Consider the following 16,891-nt stretch of genomic DNA (forward strand, 5'->3'; position numbering starts at 1 on the left):
TTTTACCTGCATTATTTGGTCCTATAAGAACATTTATCTCATTTAATTTTATCTTCACTTCTCTCAAACTACGAAAATTGTATATTTCTACTTTTGATATATGCATTTATTTACCTCCATATAGGAAAAGATACTTTTACTTTTAATGGTAATATATTAAATACTAAATTTTATAAAGAAAATTAAATGAGTTTCCTTATTTCTCCTTCATTAATAACTTTGCCTCTTTTAAATCTATTTTGGCCTTATGTCCATGTTTATGGAGTAAATGCAATAGATTATTGCCATTAAGTAAAGTTAAAGGTTTATCCTTAGTAAAGTTGTATGCATCGGGACCAAAATCTGCAGTAGAGACTAAAATCCCTTTTGTTGCTCCCTCATTCATTACTGTTCCATATAAATCACGAACCGCTGAGACTCCAACAACATTTGTATACCGCTTAGCCTGTATAACTATTTTCCCTCCCCTAATAGGGTCTGGATCGAACGCAACTGCGTCTACTCCACCATCTTTGCTTGCTCTTGTAATTTTAACTTCTCCACCAGATGTATTAAATTCTTTCTCAAAAAGTTCTCTTATTAAATGCTCAAAGTCCTGCCAATCCATTGCAGCTAAATTGGTTTCTTCATCAATTTCTCCTGTTACATTATAAGAATCAACAAAACGGCTATCTTCCCTATTAATTTTTTGAATAGGTGCAATTGGGGTAAGACTAGATAATTTACTGCTACCGATACCTTTTAGATTCTTAAAACAAGTTTTTGGATCTACCATTTTTAAATTTACTATATTAAACTCATCTTTTTGTGTTTGAACTGATAATATGCATATATTCTCCCTATTACCAGTTGCCTTGTTAACAGTATTCACCCATCCATTAAACACTATTGAATCTATTGCATTTATTGCATCTGCTTCAAAAAGTTCATGCAAAGTACGCAAAGTAATATCATAGAGTAATTTATCATACATCTTTCTAACTGCAGCCTCGGATAAAAGTGATTCTTTATACTCGTCCTTTGTAGCAATATATTTGACCTCTTTCAAGGTTGGTAAATCTGACATATCAGGTAGGATGTATTCGACAATCAATGTTCTGTTATTTGAATTATATTCAATATCAAATTCTTGTGGAAAATAATCAGGATAATCAGAATTAGACAAAACCATATCACAATACTCAATTATTGATTCACTTTCACCGGCTAAGTATTGTTCCTTTTTCTTTTCAATAGCATCATTTTTCTCTTTCTTCTCAAGTTCAAACTCTTGTTTTTTCTCCTCCCAAACTCTAAGCTTTTCCTCAAAAACAGTTAACTCTTTTTCATGCATTGATTTTAAGTCTTCTGTTTTTCGTCTCCAGTTATTTAAAGCGTTTTCAAATAACTTTCTAGATATCCCTATTTTCTTCTGTTTGCTTGAAGAAGAAATTTTATCCCACAAACCCAACTTAGGTTCAAAGTTTTTTTCCTCTGGCTCTATGGGGAACGACGGTTCCTTAGGTGCTAGTGGCTTTGGTTCGGAAAAATTAGATACATCTTTTAAAGAGTCCCAGTCGATCTTATCATCTATGTCTAAAGTATGTAGCAATGTCTGATCAATTAAATCAAGTTCATTTAATGCATCTTGTGTTTGTTGCTCTGCCATAGCTTTCTTTTGAGCCTTTTCCATTGCTGCATTTTCACGTTCACGCTTTTTTCGTTCTATTTCTTGCTTTTTATTCCACATTTCGTCCCATTGTTTCAATTGTACATAAGCCTTTTGTTCAACTACATACCTATCATTACCTTTAATTACACGATACTTATGTAAACCTTTGTGCTCTATCTCAACGGAATACATTTGGAACACTCCTTACAATTATAGTTATTGGAAAATTAGACCATATCTATAGTATATAATAACTAAACTGCTTTTTTCGACATTTTCATTAAATCTACTTCTATTTTTAGTATTAGATACATGTGTGAGAAGGGTTTTATAGGGAGAGGAAAAAGCAACTTTACGTGATTCCTACTTTTTAGCACAACAGTTCAATCTTGATATAAAAAAGAGTTTTAAGTACATAAACAAACCCTAAAATCACTTATAATTGTTAACGAAATCGGGGTTTAATTTACAAGAGTTAATCTTAACAAGTATCTTATATATATTTGTTCATCATTTTAACACCAACTCCGCAACTGCTTCAAAAGTCCAGAGTGTAAGTGCAACAAATGGGATACTGGTAATCTACGATAAAATATACAAGTATTTTCAAAGTCTGTAATTCAAGCTAGTGACATGTTCGAATATTCATCGTAAGTTTTATTGTTCTACTTCTCTTTCAAAACAGGATTTTTGCCCCCACCCCTTGCTTAAAGACAGGCTATATAATTACAAAAGCACCCTCGAAAAGGTGCCTTACTTTTTAAATTCCTTGTATTTTTGTAACCATTACCAATGATTAACAACATTATTATTGATAGAATCAACCAATACTGCCAAAACTCATATTGGCAATAAAAAGCGCAAATGAAGTCTTACTCCTGCTTTCACTTTCCATAATTACGTCTATCCTTATTAAACTTGCAATAGGGTCTGTATTATTAATTAATATCGAGATCACTTTCTGTAATTGCTGCTCCCATTCTTTGTTGGTTAGTCTATTCAGTTCTAAAGATGCAATTTCACCATAAGTGTAAAATAAGCATTTACTGATATATCTTGTTTATTATCAATGTTTTTGTATTCTCTTTTTTTGTATTAACATTACATAATATTCCCTAATGTTATCAAGGACAATATATTGTTCTTTACTACTAACCCAATCAAAGTTGCCGCGAAAGAAAACATTAATCTGATTGTTTTTATAATCTGTTTCAGAATAACTGAAATCTAGAAGTACATCAAAATGTTCGTTAATTTGTTTAGTTAAAAAATGGTTAATTTCTTTTGTTTTCTGCTGATCATGAATCCTTCAAACAACTATATCTGTAACCAAAGATGCTGCTAATACAACATACAATGCATTTTTTAAATTGCATCATTAAATATTGAGATTTCCTCATAATACCACCTCAATATTATTATTTTATAACTATGGTGAAAATTTATGGATATGTTAAGTTGGTTTTTATTAGGAAATTAATATTTTTTATGGGTTTATATGGTAAAATAGTCTTAATTTACAAAAAATATTACTGGGGGGTTCATCAATGTTACAAGAGCGTGTAAACGAATTGAAAAGCGGCATTTTGGATATTGATTATGGTAAAGTTCTTGTTACTGGATTTACACGTGAGGAAATGTTACTAAGGCATTTAGAAAATGGAACGCAATGTTTTAGTTCCAAAGGCATATATAAAAATCAAAATTTAGTATTTCATAATATTCAAAACGATGCTTTGATTATCGTTAGGAAAGATGGAAAAGAGATCCGTCGACATCAGTATAAGCCCATACATAAAGAGTTGATTCAATATAAAGAATGGAAAGACGGGGAAGAAAAGCTTTTCTCTGTTACATATACCATCCGTAAAAGCACCTACAGTGACCATTATCATTTTTTAACGGAAACATCGTCTTTGTTATTTGAAAATAAAGTGGAATTAGATAAATATTTATTAGAAAAATATAAAATTGGAGGGATAAAATTCGACTTTATTGCAATCGATTTTGAGATTGCCAGTAAGGAGCTAGGTAGTGCGTGTTCAATGGGTTTAGTTTTTGTAGCGAATAATGAAATAGTGGATAAAAAACATATTTATATTCAACCTCCTGGATTAGAATTTGATCCAGAGATGGTGGATGTTCATGGGATTACGTTAGAAGATGTTAAAGATGCAAAAAAATTTGATGAAATATGGATGGAATTTAAAGATATCTTCACAGATTCAAACATTTTTGTAGCTCATAATGCACAGTTTGATATGAGTGTTTTACATGCTTGTCTAACGGAATATAATATGGAACTGCCCGATTTTACTTACATAGATAGTATTGCAATAAGCACACGAGCATGTAGAGGAGTAACTGTGGGGAATTCTTTAAAAGAACGAACAGAATTCTTCGGCATTTCATTAGAAAATCATCATGATGCATTGGCTGATGCACTTGCAACTGCGGAGTTGGTTCTTCATTGTGTAAATTTAAAAAAGAAAAAGTCACTAGAATCATATTGTCGTTTACATCGTAGTATTACTATAAAATCCTTTTCGGAATTAAAACCAATAAAATCGTTTGTAAAAAGAAGAAAGTTTACTAAGGTGAGTGTGACAGAAATTTCCGCCCGCGCTGAAACGTTTGATGAAAATCATATCCTTTTTGGAAAAAACATCGTCTTTACTGGAGAACTAGAGACAATTGATCGAAAAACTGCGATGCAAAAAGTTGCGGATTTAGGTGGCGTTTTAAAAACCGGGGTTAGCAGCAAAACTCATTATTTAGTTGTTGGAAAGCAAGATAAATCACTTGTTGGTGAAGATGGATTAAGTACAAAAGAGGAGAAAGCTTACGAACTTATTGAAAAAGGGAAAAAGATCAAAATTATTACTGAACATGAATTTTTAAAAATGATTGATTAGTACACTAGTATAAATTAAATCATTACAGTTGGAGGTGGTGTAATTGGAGATTTGTGGGAATTACGCGCGAAATGGGAAAAATGCCTGTAGCCATCATGCCATTAGAGAGTAATTTCTTATTGATACAATTTCAACTGACATTCAAGAACTAGTTGAAGATATTGATAAAGACCATTACCTTAAGCAATTCGATGATGAATCCACGAAAATAAAAACAAAAGGCTCCAAAGACAGATCGAGATGTTGGACAAGCAAAACGATTCCATAAAGGATCGAAAAAGAAAATACATCAATTTACTAGCAAAAGAGATAATTTCAAAAGAAGACTATCCTGAAAGTGTCGAAGTGAATAATATTGAAATTGATAATTTAATCGAAAAGAAAAATGATTTACTAAGGGGCTTAGAAAATAAACAAACTTTGGATAACATTGGTCAGTTAGAACAAAAATTACAACAATTCCTGAATTCAGATGAGTTAACACCAGAAATCTTACATCGCATAGAAGTGAAGTAATGTCTGATGGAAAACCAGTTATCCATTATAGTTTCACGCCTCCTAAAATTGAATAAATGCAGCAGGAATCCCCTATTTGGGGCCTGCTGCTTCTTTTAAAACTATCTATGCAACCGCCTCCACGTGGCTTAAGTGTTGATCGCAGTCATATTGATGTAGTAGTGTTTACCTTTCGAGTTTAACGTTTTCCTATTTTTGATTCCAAAAAATCTATGTTCTATATTACTTTAGATATTGATAAAATATGTCTTTTATAATTTTTACGGTCAGATTCATACTAGGGATTTTAGCTGTATTTAAGTAGTATACTCTATATCATTGTGGAATATCTTTGAAGTTCTCTGATCTATAACGTTCTTCTATCCCATTGAAGAATGGTTATCTTTTTGCAAAAAAAAATTGTGCTATCGCTAGCACAATCTCCTAAAAGCTTAATTCACATCATAACCTTGATCATCTATAGTTTCTTTTATTTTATCTAAAGATACATCATTTGAGTTAAATTCCACATCAACAGTACCATTTTCAAGATGGACTTTTACGTTTACCACTCCATTTAAATCCCCAACGCTTCCTTCAACTGCTTTTACACAATGACCACAAGACATTCCATCTACTTTTAACGTTATCTTTTGCATTATTAAACATCTCCTTATTTTTTCATTAATTTTTGAATTGTTATTATAACTTCATCCAAAACTTCCATATCCCCTTCTTGAAGTCGATCAACAACACACCCTTTAAAATGACCCTCCAAAAGAATCTTTGCAACACTATTTAGCGCAGATTGAGTTGCTGAAATCTGTGTTATAACATCATCACAATAAGTATCTTTTTCGATTAATCCTTTAATCCCTCGAACCTGACCTTCTATGCGGTTCAATCTTGTAATCAAATTTTTCTTAACTCTATTAGAATGATGGCTTTTTCTGTCACTTAAGGGTGAGCAACATCCTTCTTCTTCTGATAAGAGGCTGTTTTCATATTCTGAATCTATTGCCATTTTAGTTTCCTCCCTCATCAAAACATCATTATTTATGATTTTTAGGATAAGAATAATCCTTTTTCGCTAATAATGTATTTATTTTATTTAATGATTAAACTATTAATGTATTACCAATCACTTATGATGTTTTTTCAAGTAATTGAGAATGGCAATGACAAGAAACAGAATGACCTGAATCAACTAGCTCAAGTTCAGGACATTTTGTATGGCAAACACTTTCTTGGTGTGGACACCTTGATACAAAAGGACAACCAACATCATTCTTCGTAGCATCCACTTCGCCATCCAGTATCAATTTCTCTCTATTTTGAATAAAATAGTTAAGGTCTTTAACGACAGAGACAAGCGCCTTTGTATAGGGATGTGAAGGACGTTGAATTATTTGCTTTGTTGGTCCTATTTCAACAATTCTACCTTGATACATAACTGCAATCCGATCACACATATAACTAGCGGTTGTTAAATCATGTGTAATAAACATCATAGTTAAACCCATTTTCTTTTTTAGTTCTAATAATAAATTAAGTATTCCAGCCCTCACAGATACATCCAGCATTGAAGTGGGTTCATCTGCTGCAATAAACGATGGTTTTAAAATGATTGCCCTTGCTATGGCAATTCTTTGTCTTTGTCCTCCACTTAATTGATGTGGGTAACGGTACATATAATCATCTGCTGGCACTAACCCTATGGATTCAATTGCCTCTTTGACTTTTTCTACTTTTTTACTGTATGGTAAGGCCTTTTCATGAGCATTAATTGGTTCCATAAGAATATCTAGTATTCTCATTCCAGGATTTAAGGTGTCATAAGGGTCTTGGAAAATCATCTGCATTTTGCTTCTCATCCGATTAGTTTCTGCTTCCTTTAAAGTACAGAGATTTTTTCCTTCAAACCAAATTTCTCCACTAGTTTCCTGCATTAAACGCATAATCATTCTCGCTGTTGTTGTCTTACCACAGCCGCTTTCCCCAATAATTCCAAGAATCTCTCCTTTGTGGATTTCAAAGTTAACATTATTTACCGCATAAACATTCGTAATTTTTCTCTTTAAAAATGTACCTGTTTTTTTCACAAATGTCTTTTTCAAATCGTTTACTTTTAGAAGTATTGAATTACTCATTTTCCTCCCCCTCTAAAAAACAAGCTGAATAATGACCAGGCTTTACCTCAACTAAATCTGGTGATTCTTTAAGACATCGTTCAAAAGCGTGAGGACAACGAGTATGAAATCGACAGGATTTAGAAAAATTAATAAGGTTAGGCACACTTCCTGGAATTGAAACTACTTCTCTATCTGGTTCTGCTAAATCAGGGGTTGCCTTTAAAAGCGCCTGGGAATAAGGATGTATTGGATTTTTTATTATTTCTTCAGTTGTGGCCCATTCCACTATATTACCTGCATACATTATTGCTATTTTATCGCAAATGGCTGTTACCATTGGTAAATCATGCGATATTATAATTACTGATGTATTTAGCTTCCTTTGTAAGTCCTTAATAAGTGCAATAACTTGTGCTTGTGTTAATACATCTAAACCAGTTGTCGATTCATCAGAGATTACTAGCTTTGGGTTACAAGCTAATGCCATTGCGATGGCTACCCTTTGTTTCATTCCACCGCTGAATTCATGAGGATAACTTTTCCACCTATCCCCATCAATACCAACTAGCTCTAACATTTTTTTAGCCCTAAGAATCGCTTCTGATTTTTTTATATCCTCATGAAGCATAATTGCTTCAATTATCTGATCCCCTACTGTATAAATGGGATTTAATGCATTCATAGCACTTTGCGGTATCACTGAAATCTCTTTCCATCTTAATTTATATAATTCTGATTCTGTTGCTTTTAATAAATCAATTCCATTTAATTTTGCGCTTCCGGAAACAACCTTTCCAGGGTACTCAATTAATCTTAATATAGATTGAGCAACAGTAGTTTTTCCACATCCGGATTCACCAATTAAGCCAAGCATCTCCCCCTCTTCAACGGTAAAGGAGACATTCTCTACAGCTTTTGCAATGCCTTTGTCTGTTTTAAAATAAGTAGATAGGTTCTCGACTGATAACACCGCCATGATTTAACGCTCCTTCCTTAAACGAGGGTTTAAGATTTCTTCTAATGAATAGCCCGTAAAAGCAAAACCTATAACAAGTGTGGTAATTAATAAGCCAGGCGGAAGCACCCACCAAATCCAAGCATCTGTTAAAAATGCCCCTCTCGCTTGAGCATAATACAAGATTGTTCCCCAGCTTTTTGTAAAAGGGTCTCCAAGTCCAAGAAAGCTTAAGGAAGCTTCTATTAATATCGCGTTACTGGCCGCAAGTACAAATTGTGAAAGTGCAATTGGGATAACACCAGGTAAAATGTGGCGTGTTAGAATTACCTTTATACTGGTTCCAATCGACCTTGCTGCCTCAACATACCCTTTAGTCTTCAAAGTTAAAACCTGAGATCGAATTACTCTGGCCGGACTTGCCCATGAAATTAAACTGATAACTAGAATGATATTCCAAAAACTCGGCCCTATGAAAGCAGCTAAAAGTATCATCAATGGCAGAAAGGGTATTACCAAAACCAAATCTACTAATCTCATTAAAATAGTATCGATTTTACCTCCGTAGTAACCAGCAATAATACCCACTATGCAACCTAACAATATTGATATAAAAGCCGCAATTACTCCAATTAATAAAGAAATCCTAGTTCCATATAAAAGTTCACTTAAAATATCTTGTCCGACATCATTTGTACCTAACAAAAATTGTGAACTTGGTTTCTCAAATGGGGCCCCTACTCGTAGAGAAGGGTCAAAAGGAGCAATAAGAGGTGCTAACAAAGCAATCAATAAAAATACTCCTAAAAGACACAAACCAAACATCCCGAGATTACTAGAAGTCAGTACATTCCAATATTGTTTCCACTTATTTTGATTACCCATTATTACTTCCCACCTTTGGATCTAGTAAAGGATAAATCAAGTCTGCTAGGAAATTTGCAATAACTACACTGAACGTAATAATTAAAAAGGTTGCTTGAATTAGAGGATAATCCCTACTTAAGACTGATTCAAACATTAAACGGCCTACTCCTGGATAAGCAAAAACAGTCTCTATTACGGTAGCCCCACCTAGAGTAAAACCAAGACTTAGCATAAATACTGTTGCGACTGGTAATAGTGCATTTCTCATTGCATGTTTATATTTAATAACTTTTTCTTTTACTCCTTTAGCCTTAGCCATCATGATATAATCCTCACCTAAAACATTTAACATTGAATATCGCATAATCATATATGTACTCGTGACTGATATTAGTACAAGGGTCGTTAAAGGGAGAATTAGATGTTTCCCGATATCCAGCATTCGATCAATGCCTGTAAGATTTGACCATGCTTTTTCGGCGCCAAATACTGGTAACCAGCCAAGTTGCGAAGCAAAGATTGATACCAATATCATACCTACCCAAAATGATGGCATTGCACTTAAAAACATAAACAAAGTTAAAAGGTTTGCATCAGTTTTAGTTCCTCTTTTCCACGCTGAAACAGCACCAAAAATAACCCCAATGATCGTGGACAATACAAGTCCCAGACCTGTCAAAAGCATCGTCCACGGCAAACGTTCCAACAAAAGTTCTGAAATTGGTCGTTTTTGCTGATACGAATAACCAAAATCGCCAGTTAAAATACTCTTTGTATAAGTTATATATTGCTGCAATATAGAATCATTCAGCCCATGTTTTTCTAAAATGGCTTCCTTTTCAGCACTTGACATGAAACCTACATCCTCACCAGCCAAAAATACCAAAGGATTTCCTGGCATGAGTCTTGGTAAAAGAAAATTTAATGTTAGCATTAAAAAAATAACGATTAAATATTGCAATAGCTTATTAGCAATAAATTTACCCAATGCCTTCACCCCCAATAAAACTTGTTTAAAATTTCTCCCGTAAAAGGTTAACCTACTACGGGAGAAAACAAATTAATTAAAAATCAAAATCATCATCTTGCTTAGTTTTGTTTTTGTTTCTTCTAAGTATGAAGAAAATAATACCACCTAGAAGAATAATAGCTCCAAAAACATAAAGCATAGTGTTGTTCGAATTAGTAGAAGCATTATCAGACGGTTTATTCGTCTCTGTTTCAGATGCCTTATCTTTCTCAATTCCTTGATTTCCTGTTTCTTCTAATGACTGTTTTTCACCGGAAACAAAAGATAATTTGTTGATAATACCCTTACCTACCTGAAACACAAATTGATCATATTTATCAGGATTATAAGCATTAATTATTTCCTGATAATATAACGTCACAAATGGCGCTTCTTCAGCCACAAAAGACTGCATCTCTTTAATAATGTTATTTCGTTCAGTCTCGTTAAAAGTTGCCCTTAGTTCCTCACCCAATTTATCAAAATCTTGATTGTTGTAACCACCTATGTTTACAGAGCCTATTGCTGGATCTGAGTGGAATAGTTCTACCATACGATCAGGGAACAATTGCATGGTATTTGACCAACTCCAAACTCCTAGATCATAATCTCTTCCTTTACTAACATCAAAATCAGGCCACATTAATGAATCAACAGTCGTTGAATCCATTGCTTTTACAGTGTTTTTAATTCCCACTTGATTTAGCCATTCAGAGATTAACTCTGCAGTCCGGATTCGGATTGGATTACTTGCATAAACTAGCGTAGTTAAATCAATTTTTTCACCATTCTGACCTTCTCTAAAACCGTCTCCATCTGTATCAACAAAACCAGCACTTTCCAATAATTCTTTTGCCTTTTCTGGATCAAATACTGGCTTTAAGTCACTGTTGTAAAATGTGGATGAAGGATGAATAAACCCTGGGCTTCCAACTTCCGCATATCCAAGTAAGACGGTATCCACTATATTTTTTTTATCAATTGCATAATCTATCGCTTGACGAAATGCAGTTTCTGTCATAGGATATTTCTCTGCATTAATCTGAAATAAACTAGTACTATATCCTGGGCCTCTTATTACTTTCAGAGAAGGATTAGAATCAAACTGTTCAACTAACTCAGGAGAAATACTAGAAGAAATAGCATCTATTTCACCAGCTTGAAGAGCATTTAACATGGCTGTCGTATCTTCGATGATTGGGAAAATTAACTCATTTATTGGTGGAGCACCTTTGAAGTAATCTGGGTTGGCTTTCATTTTGTAGTATTGACCTGATTTATGTTCTTCCAAAATATAAGGTCCACTTCCAAGTGCATTTGTCTCATCATCTGGTGTCGTAATTGAGGACCAAATATGTTCAGGTAAAATTGGTAGATCGGCAAGTGGTTGAATCATGAAGTTTGAATTTGGTTCAGATAACACAAGTTTAATCGATGTGTCATTTGCTACCTCTATTGATGTGATTGTTTTTAGTGGATTTGTAAACCGTGATTTTGGATACTTAATAAAATATTCCATTGTAAATTTCACATCTTGTGCAGTGAATGGTTCACCATCGTGCCAGTTTATATTTTCATGAAGTGTAAATTCATAAGTTAAACCATCATCACTTACTTTATAATCTTTAACAAGCCATGGCTGTGGAATATTGTTTTCATCAAGGTTAAATAGAGTATCATAGAGTAGATTTACTAAATCCAATCCTGGATAGCCCGTTACATAAGTATATGGGTTTAACCCATTTTCATCTTTTGTAATACCCACCTTTAGTGAATCAACAGCTTCTGCAGCTTTTACAAATGATAAATTTGAAAATAATAATAAAAATATTAATCCTATGCTTAGAAAATACTTCTTCATTTTTATCCCCCCCTAAATTATAAAGATTTTTTTTAAATGGTTAATTCCTGCAAATGAAAATTCCCTTCTCTTTTGTATGCTTCTGCAAGGGCAAAGTGTCCATGTGAAGGAAGACCGTGATAAACATGAACTGCCTTGTCAAGGACCTTGTGGATAGCTCTTCCTTTTTCGTGATTATTCTTTAATTGTGAAAAACCAGGACATAATATTTCCGCTGTTTCAGGATCTAACATTCTATCAAAATGCATCCCACTAAATTCCATTTGGCTTTCTAACATGTCCATTGCTTTTTCTTTCTTTTCCCATACATCGGCAATATCCACGACCGTATTTGGATGGTGTGGTGTCATATAATATATTGTCGGAATCGGATGTGGGCTTAATCCTGGCAACTCATCTAAACCAAAGTCTCTACTTGCTAATGCAATAGATTCTAACAATAATGTCATCGCAGGGCGACGATCGGGGTCTAAATCGTGAAACGAATGCTCTGGGTCTTGGGTAATAATAATATCTGGTTTCACTTCTCGAATCACTTTAATCAGTTTTAGTTTGGATTCTACACTTAAATCTACTTCCCCGGCTTGAAAATTCAAGAAGGAAACTTGAACACCTAATACTTCCGCAGCTTGCCTTACTTGCGGTTGACTTTTTTCCCGACAAAGCATTATCGAAGCGTATGATTCTCCACCACTTAACACATTTTTTGCTAAAGCTCCTCCACATTCGACAACTTCCATCCCATAAACACCTAAAAATAAAATTTTTTGACCCTTTGCCATTGTACTTCCCCTCCTAAGATACAATACCCCACTACTGTATATTGTGAGTATTATAACAATAATAGTATTAAATTTCGTGGTTGTAAATACTAAAAATTTAGAAAATTTAAAACTGTATTATCTTTTTCCACCTCCTTTTTTAATTAGTTCTGAGGAAGAATTAATTTTTAGCATTGCCTGTCTAAATCGTACATATCATTTAGGAATACAAGGAGGTAGAGTATATGAGTTTGTTTTATAATTTTGTTATAATTATCGTCATTGCCTGTACGTTGTTAGCAGTTGTTTTAACATTTCTACTAAAAAAAAGATTGAAAGATATGCATGGAATGGTTCTTTCAATGTCAATGGGAATGAATGTTGGATTAGTTGTTGGAGTATTATTCGGGTCTGTATATCAAGGAAATTTATATTATTCCACAATACTATCTATAACTATCGGTTCACTTGCGGGACTAGCTTGTGGACTTAGTTTAGGACTACTTCCTATTATTGAAGGATTCATGTCTGGACTTATGGGTGGGATGATGGGTGCAATGCTCGGGGATATGATTACTCAAGAACAAGCGAATGTTTTGATTAATATACTGCTCACTCTCACAATCTGCTGTTTACTTCTTTTTCTGGTTTTACCAAGTTCGCAAGGAAATGAAAATAAAATAGAAAAAAGAAGTTGGTTTTTAAAACCAATTCTTACATTTGCCTTTATAATCACTTTACTCCTTTTTGGTAATCAATTGGATAAAAATTCGAAAATAGCAAAACCTGAATCTTCAACAGGGACAAGTCATAATAACCATGAAAATCATGAAGGAACAACTGTAAATAAGCCATCAGAAATCACAATTAATATAAACTCATCAACATTTTCTTATACTCCTTCTAAAATTATTGTAAAAAAGAATCAGCCAGTTATACTAACTTTAAAGAATAACGATTTAATAGAACATGATATTGAAATTAAAGAAATCCCGATTCATTCCAAGAGCGAAAAAAACCACTCTGAGCACTCCCATGGTGAAGCAGATCTTCACCTGTATGCCACAGAGAATAGCAGTAGTATGATATACTTTACTCCTTTAAAAGAAGGCATTTACAAATTCAATTGTACAATTTCTGGTCATGCGGAAAATGGTATGATTGGAGAATTAGTGGTAGTAAAATAGCAGCAGGTCAATAGCCTGCTGCTTTTATGGTTGATTAGATTTTAGTTTAAATTAATCATTTTTTTTAGACAAAGATAGCTTGAATTCATAACTAAACAAAAATTCGCCACTTCTTCTGCACGATTATTTATATTTATATAATGTTTAATCCAACCCTTGATTTAGTTCTAGCTCTATTAGTATATTCATAATATTTTCTGCTGTTTTTATTGAACGAGCTAGGTAGATCCAAAGTGGATCTAAATCAATTTATACTCAATATGACAACTATGCCCCTCTTCATGGTCTTCCTCTCCCTCTTCCGAACCAATTAAATTAACTTTCTCCGTTACATTAACAATTAACACCATTTCATTTTCTAAAGCTTCAGCAACAGAATCAGTACAACCCTCTAATCCTGTACCTGTATGAATGAAAGCATCCCTTTCAGCAAAACTTGCCATTTGCCTTTATTAAATCGCCACCATTAAATTAGGGTTATTAAGTTTATTTTAAAAATCTTACCCAATATTCAAAATATTTATAATGACAATATCCCCCTAGGGGGGATATAATCCATTTATAGAAGGAGTTGGTATTATGAGTAAACAAGAAAATCACACCCATAAGCACAATCACAAAAATCGGAAAAGTGTCATTAATAGACTAGCAAGAATTGAAGGTCATGTAAGAAGCGTAAGACAAATGGCCATTGATGACAGAGATTGCTCTGAAATCCTTTTACAAATAGCTGCGGTTAGAAAAGCATTGGATAATACAGCAAAATTAGTTTTAACTGATCATATGGAAACTTGTTTGGTTGATGCGGTACATGAGGGAAATGAGGATATAGTCATCAAGGATATAAAAAAAGCACTAGATAATTTTATCCGTTAGGGAGATGAAAGGACATGGGGGAGGAAAAGCTTCAAGAACTTAAACTAAATGATAATAAAACTACAAAACAAAAAATTTTAGTTATTCTTGCTTTGGCCGTTCCAGCAATGATTGAAAATATATTACAAACGGTTGTCGGATTTGTTGATACACTTTTCGTTGCAAAACTGGGTTTACATGCTGTAACTGCCGTTGGGATAGCAAATACTGTGATAGCTGTCTATATTGCCGTATTTATGGCGCTAGGAGTTGGAACTACCTCTCTTATAGCTCGAAACATAGGAGCTGGTAACCTTCAAAAGGCAAGATCAATCGCTCGTCAATCAACGTTCATTTCAATAGTCAGTGGGTTGCTTTTTGGAGCGATTTCATTATTTTTTAGTGAACCTTTACTACGTTTAATGGGGGCAGAAGGTGAAGTACTAAACAATGGTATTACCTACTTCCAAATTGTTGCAGTACCATCTGTTTTTATTTCACTGATGCTCATCTTTGGAAGCATTTTACGGGCGGCTGGTGATACGAAAACTCCAATGAAGGTAAGCTGGTGGATTAATATTATACACATCGGGTTGGACTATGTTCTTATTTTTGGTTTACTGGGGCTAACAGGATTTGGGGTTGCCGGTGCCGGTTGGGCAACAGTAATTGTGAGAATTATTGGTACGATTGCTTTGTATTATTATATTAAGAAATCTCCAGTCGCATTTTCAATTATAGGAGAATCTTCTAAAGAGGATGCATCTGCAATTTTAAAGATATCAACACCTGCGGCCATTGAACGATTAATCATGCGCCTAGGTCAAGTTCTTTACTTTGGTCTTATTGTTAATATAAGTGCAGATACTTTCGCAGCTCATTCTATTGCTGGTAATATTGAAATGTTTGCATATATGCCTGGCTATGGATTAGCTATTGCAGCCACTACATTAGTCGGGCAAAATGTGGGTGCAAATCGTTCAAAGGAAGCATACCAATATGGGATGATTACCTCATGGATTGCCGTAGTATTTATGTCTGTTATAGGGATACTGTTATTTTTCTTGTCTCCTTGGTTTGCTACTTGGTTTACTACAGATAAAACCGCAATCGAGATGGTAGTAACCGCACTAAGAATTGATGCTTTTGCCCAACCCGCTTTAGCTATAGGCTTAGTTTTAGCTGGAGCCCTGCAAGGCGCAGGAGATACAAAAAGCCCAATGTACAGCACAGCTATTGGTATGTGGGTAATCAGAATCATAGGTGTATACGTACTTGGAATCCAATTAGAAATGGGTATAGCAGGAGTTTGGCTTTCTATTGCTATCGACTTATATCTACGTGCCTTCTACCTGTTTTATAAATTTAAATCAAAAATTAATTGAGGAAAATCAATTTCTAGATATGATGTTCGTATTTGAGTAAAAGGCATATCATTCTTCTGTACATGCTTTTACTTACTATAAAGTTACTTCTAGTTCTAGTTTATCATTGGTATCAATGTAGATAAGCATTGACATATTCGATTCTCAATAACCCTCAAATTCGTTGCGTTAGCATGAATATTCCCAAGTTGGCTTACACTTCTAGTTAGCAGTATTAAGTGATTCAGGAGTTGCAATCATTGTAATCTTAAATACATTACGAACTCTTAAAGTTGCTGAATGAAATGAAAATGAGATGTTCCATATTTAGAAACATCTCATTTTTAAACAGAATCTATTATTTACTTTAGCTGTACCAACTACATTAACTGCATTGTTGTTATACAAGTATTATCGCCTTCAAATGTGGAAATTTCAGATTCTGCTGTTTTTCCATCATATTCAATTTTTACTTGATATGTTTTATCCCGTGGTAACCATAGATTGATAAATCCGTTTTCGAGCGATGCCACCTTTTCATCGGCATCTACATTCCCCTCTTCATCTTGAATGTATACATCAAACTCTTTTTCAACTAATTCCCCTTGACAACTATCGGGGTTAGGAAAAGTCTCGATGTAATTCCTCGTGAATTAAACAAACAAACGTTGGATAACATTGGACAGTTAAAACAAAAATTACAACAATTCCTGAATTCAGATGAGTTAACACCAGAAATCTTACACCGCTTCGTTAATCGAATTGACGTTAAGTCCGATGGAATACCAATTATCCATTATAGTTTTACGGCTCCTAAAATTAAATAAATGCAGCAGGAA

At 33.9% G+C, this 16,891-nt stretch carries 17 protein-coding genes and 1 pseudogene; 6 read left to right on the plus strand and 12 right to left on the minus strand.

All coding sequences use genetic code 11. The annotated features are described in order from the left end of the window. Positions 1–106, minus strand: a 106-nt coding sequence (locus tag V7112_RS20375; RefSeq protein WP_335423340.1) for an AAA family ATPase, incomplete at its 3' end; no start/stop codon positions are given. Positions 107–196: 90 nt separating this feature from the next. Then, a complete protein-coding gene (locus V7112_RS20380) occupies positions 197–1,843 on the minus strand; it encodes a restriction endonuclease (RefSeq protein WP_335423245.1) in 1,647 nt (548 codons plus the stop codon). A gap of 1,355 nt (positions 1,844–3,198) precedes the next feature. Between V7112_RS20380 and V7112_RS20385 the strand changes: the two genes are divergently transcribed. Together V7112_RS20385 and V7112_RS20390 are read left to right on the plus strand one after the other, a co-directional pair. After that, positions 3,199–4,566, plus strand: a complete 1,368-nt coding sequence (locus V7112_RS20385; RefSeq protein ID WP_335423246.1) for an exonuclease domain-containing protein — start codon at positions 3,199–3,201, stop codon at positions 4,564–4,566. A 240-nt stretch (positions 4,567–4,806) separates the two neighbouring features. After that, on the plus strand, positions 4,807–5,082 hold the full coding sequence (locus V7112_RS20390) for a hypothetical protein (protein WP_335423247.1): 276 nt from the start codon (positions 4,807–4,809) through the stop codon (positions 5,080–5,082). 431 nt (positions 5,083–5,513) lie between these two features. On the opposite strand, the gene copZ is transcribed toward V7112_RS20390, so the two are convergent. The 8 genes from copZ to V7112_RS20430 all read right to left on the minus strand — a co-directional run bounded on the left by copZ (position 5,514) and on the right by V7112_RS20430 (position 12,667). Next, positions 5,514–5,720 (minus strand): copper chaperone CopZ, encoded by a 207-nt coding sequence (copZ, locus tag V7112_RS20395; protein WP_335423248.1) that lies wholly within the window; start codon positions 5,718–5,720, stop codon positions 5,514–5,516. Between the two features lie 14 nt (positions 5,721–5,734). Continuing rightward, a complete protein-coding gene (locus V7112_RS20400; RefSeq protein ID WP_335423249.1) occupies positions 5,735–6,085 on the minus strand; it encodes a metal-sensitive transcriptional regulator in 351 nt (116 codons plus the stop codon). A 121-nt stretch (positions 6,086–6,206) separates the two neighbouring features. Next, entirely contained in the window at positions 6,207–7,211 is a 1,005-nt protein-coding gene (locus tag V7112_RS20405; RefSeq protein WP_335423250.1) for an ABC transporter ATP-binding protein, read from the minus strand. After that, complete coding sequence (locus V7112_RS20410; protein ID WP_335423251.1) at positions 7,204–8,169, minus strand: ABC transporter ATP-binding protein; 966 nt, start codon at positions 8,167–8,169, stop codon at positions 7,204–7,206. The genes V7112_RS20405 and V7112_RS20410 overlap by 8 nt, the downstream gene beginning before the upstream one ends. Positions 8,170–8,172: 3 nt before the next feature. Further along, complete coding sequence (locus V7112_RS20415; protein ID WP_335423252.1) at positions 8,173–9,033, minus strand: ABC transporter permease; 861 nt, start codon at positions 9,031–9,033, stop codon at positions 8,173–8,175. Continuing rightward, a complete protein-coding gene (locus tag V7112_RS20420) occupies positions 9,026–10,003 on the minus strand; it encodes an ABC transporter permease (RefSeq protein ID WP_335423253.1) in 978 nt (325 codons plus the stop codon). The genes V7112_RS20415 and V7112_RS20420 overlap by 8 nt, the downstream gene beginning before the upstream one ends. A 76-nt stretch (positions 10,004–10,079) precedes the next feature. Then, the gene (locus V7112_RS20425) at positions 10,080–11,885 is read right to left on the minus strand and encodes an ABC transporter substrate-binding protein (protein WP_335423254.1); all 1,806 of its coding nucleotides are present in this window, start codon (positions 11,883–11,885) and stop codon (positions 10,080–10,082) included. 32 nt (positions 11,886–11,917) lie between these two features. Then, entirely contained in the window at positions 11,918–12,667 is a 750-nt protein-coding gene (locus V7112_RS20430; protein WP_335423255.1) for a PIG-L deacetylase family protein, read from the minus strand. Positions 12,668–12,891: 224 nt separating this feature from the next. Here V7112_RS20430 and V7112_RS20435 point away from each other — a divergent pair, with 224 nt between their 5' ends. Continuing rightward, on the plus strand, positions 12,892–13,833 hold the full coding sequence (locus V7112_RS20435) for a cupredoxin domain-containing protein (RefSeq protein WP_335423256.1): 942 nt from the start codon (positions 12,892–12,894) through the stop codon (positions 13,831–13,833). 239 nt (positions 13,834–14,072) lie between these two features. Here V7112_RS20435 and V7112_RS20440 read toward each other — a convergent pair whose 3' ends face one another. Then, positions 14,073–14,276 (minus strand): hypothetical protein, encoded by a 204-nt coding sequence (locus V7112_RS20440; RefSeq protein ID WP_335423257.1) that lies wholly within the window; start codon positions 14,274–14,276, stop codon positions 14,073–14,075. 136 nt (positions 14,277–14,412) lie between these two features. On the opposite strand from V7112_RS20440, the gene V7112_RS20445 reads away from it, so the two are divergent. Both V7112_RS20445 and V7112_RS20450 read left to right on the plus strand, forming a co-directional pair. Next, positions 14,413–14,709 (plus strand): metal-sensing transcriptional repressor, encoded by a 297-nt coding sequence (locus V7112_RS20445; protein WP_335423258.1) that lies wholly within the window; start codon positions 14,413–14,415, stop codon positions 14,707–14,709. A gap of 14 nt (positions 14,710–14,723) precedes the next feature. Further along, positions 14,724–16,073 carry an MATE family efflux transporter gene (locus V7112_RS20450; protein WP_335423259.1) on the plus strand — a complete coding sequence of 450 codons (1,350 nt, stop codon included), beginning with the start codon at positions 14,724–14,726 and terminating at the stop codon, positions 16,071–16,073. 359 nt (positions 16,074–16,432) lie between these two features. Here V7112_RS20450 and V7112_RS20455 read toward each other — a convergent pair. Continuing rightward, positions 16,433–16,663: pseudogene (locus V7112_RS20455) on the minus strand (CueP family metal-binding protein); the annotation flags it as partial. A 57-nt stretch (positions 16,664–16,720) separates the two neighbouring features. Here V7112_RS20455 and V7112_RS20460 point away from each other — a divergent pair. Next, entirely contained in the window at positions 16,721–16,879 is a 159-nt protein-coding gene (locus tag V7112_RS20460; protein WP_335423260.1) for a DUF4368 domain-containing protein, read from the plus strand. Positions 16,880–16,891: the final 12 nt, after the last annotated feature.

Origin of the sequence: Bacillus sp. JJ1566 (genome assembly GCF_036962685.1) — a bacterium.
Taxonomy (GTDB): domain Bacteria; phylum Bacillota; class Bacilli; order Bacillales; family Bacillaceae_L; genus Ferdinandcohnia.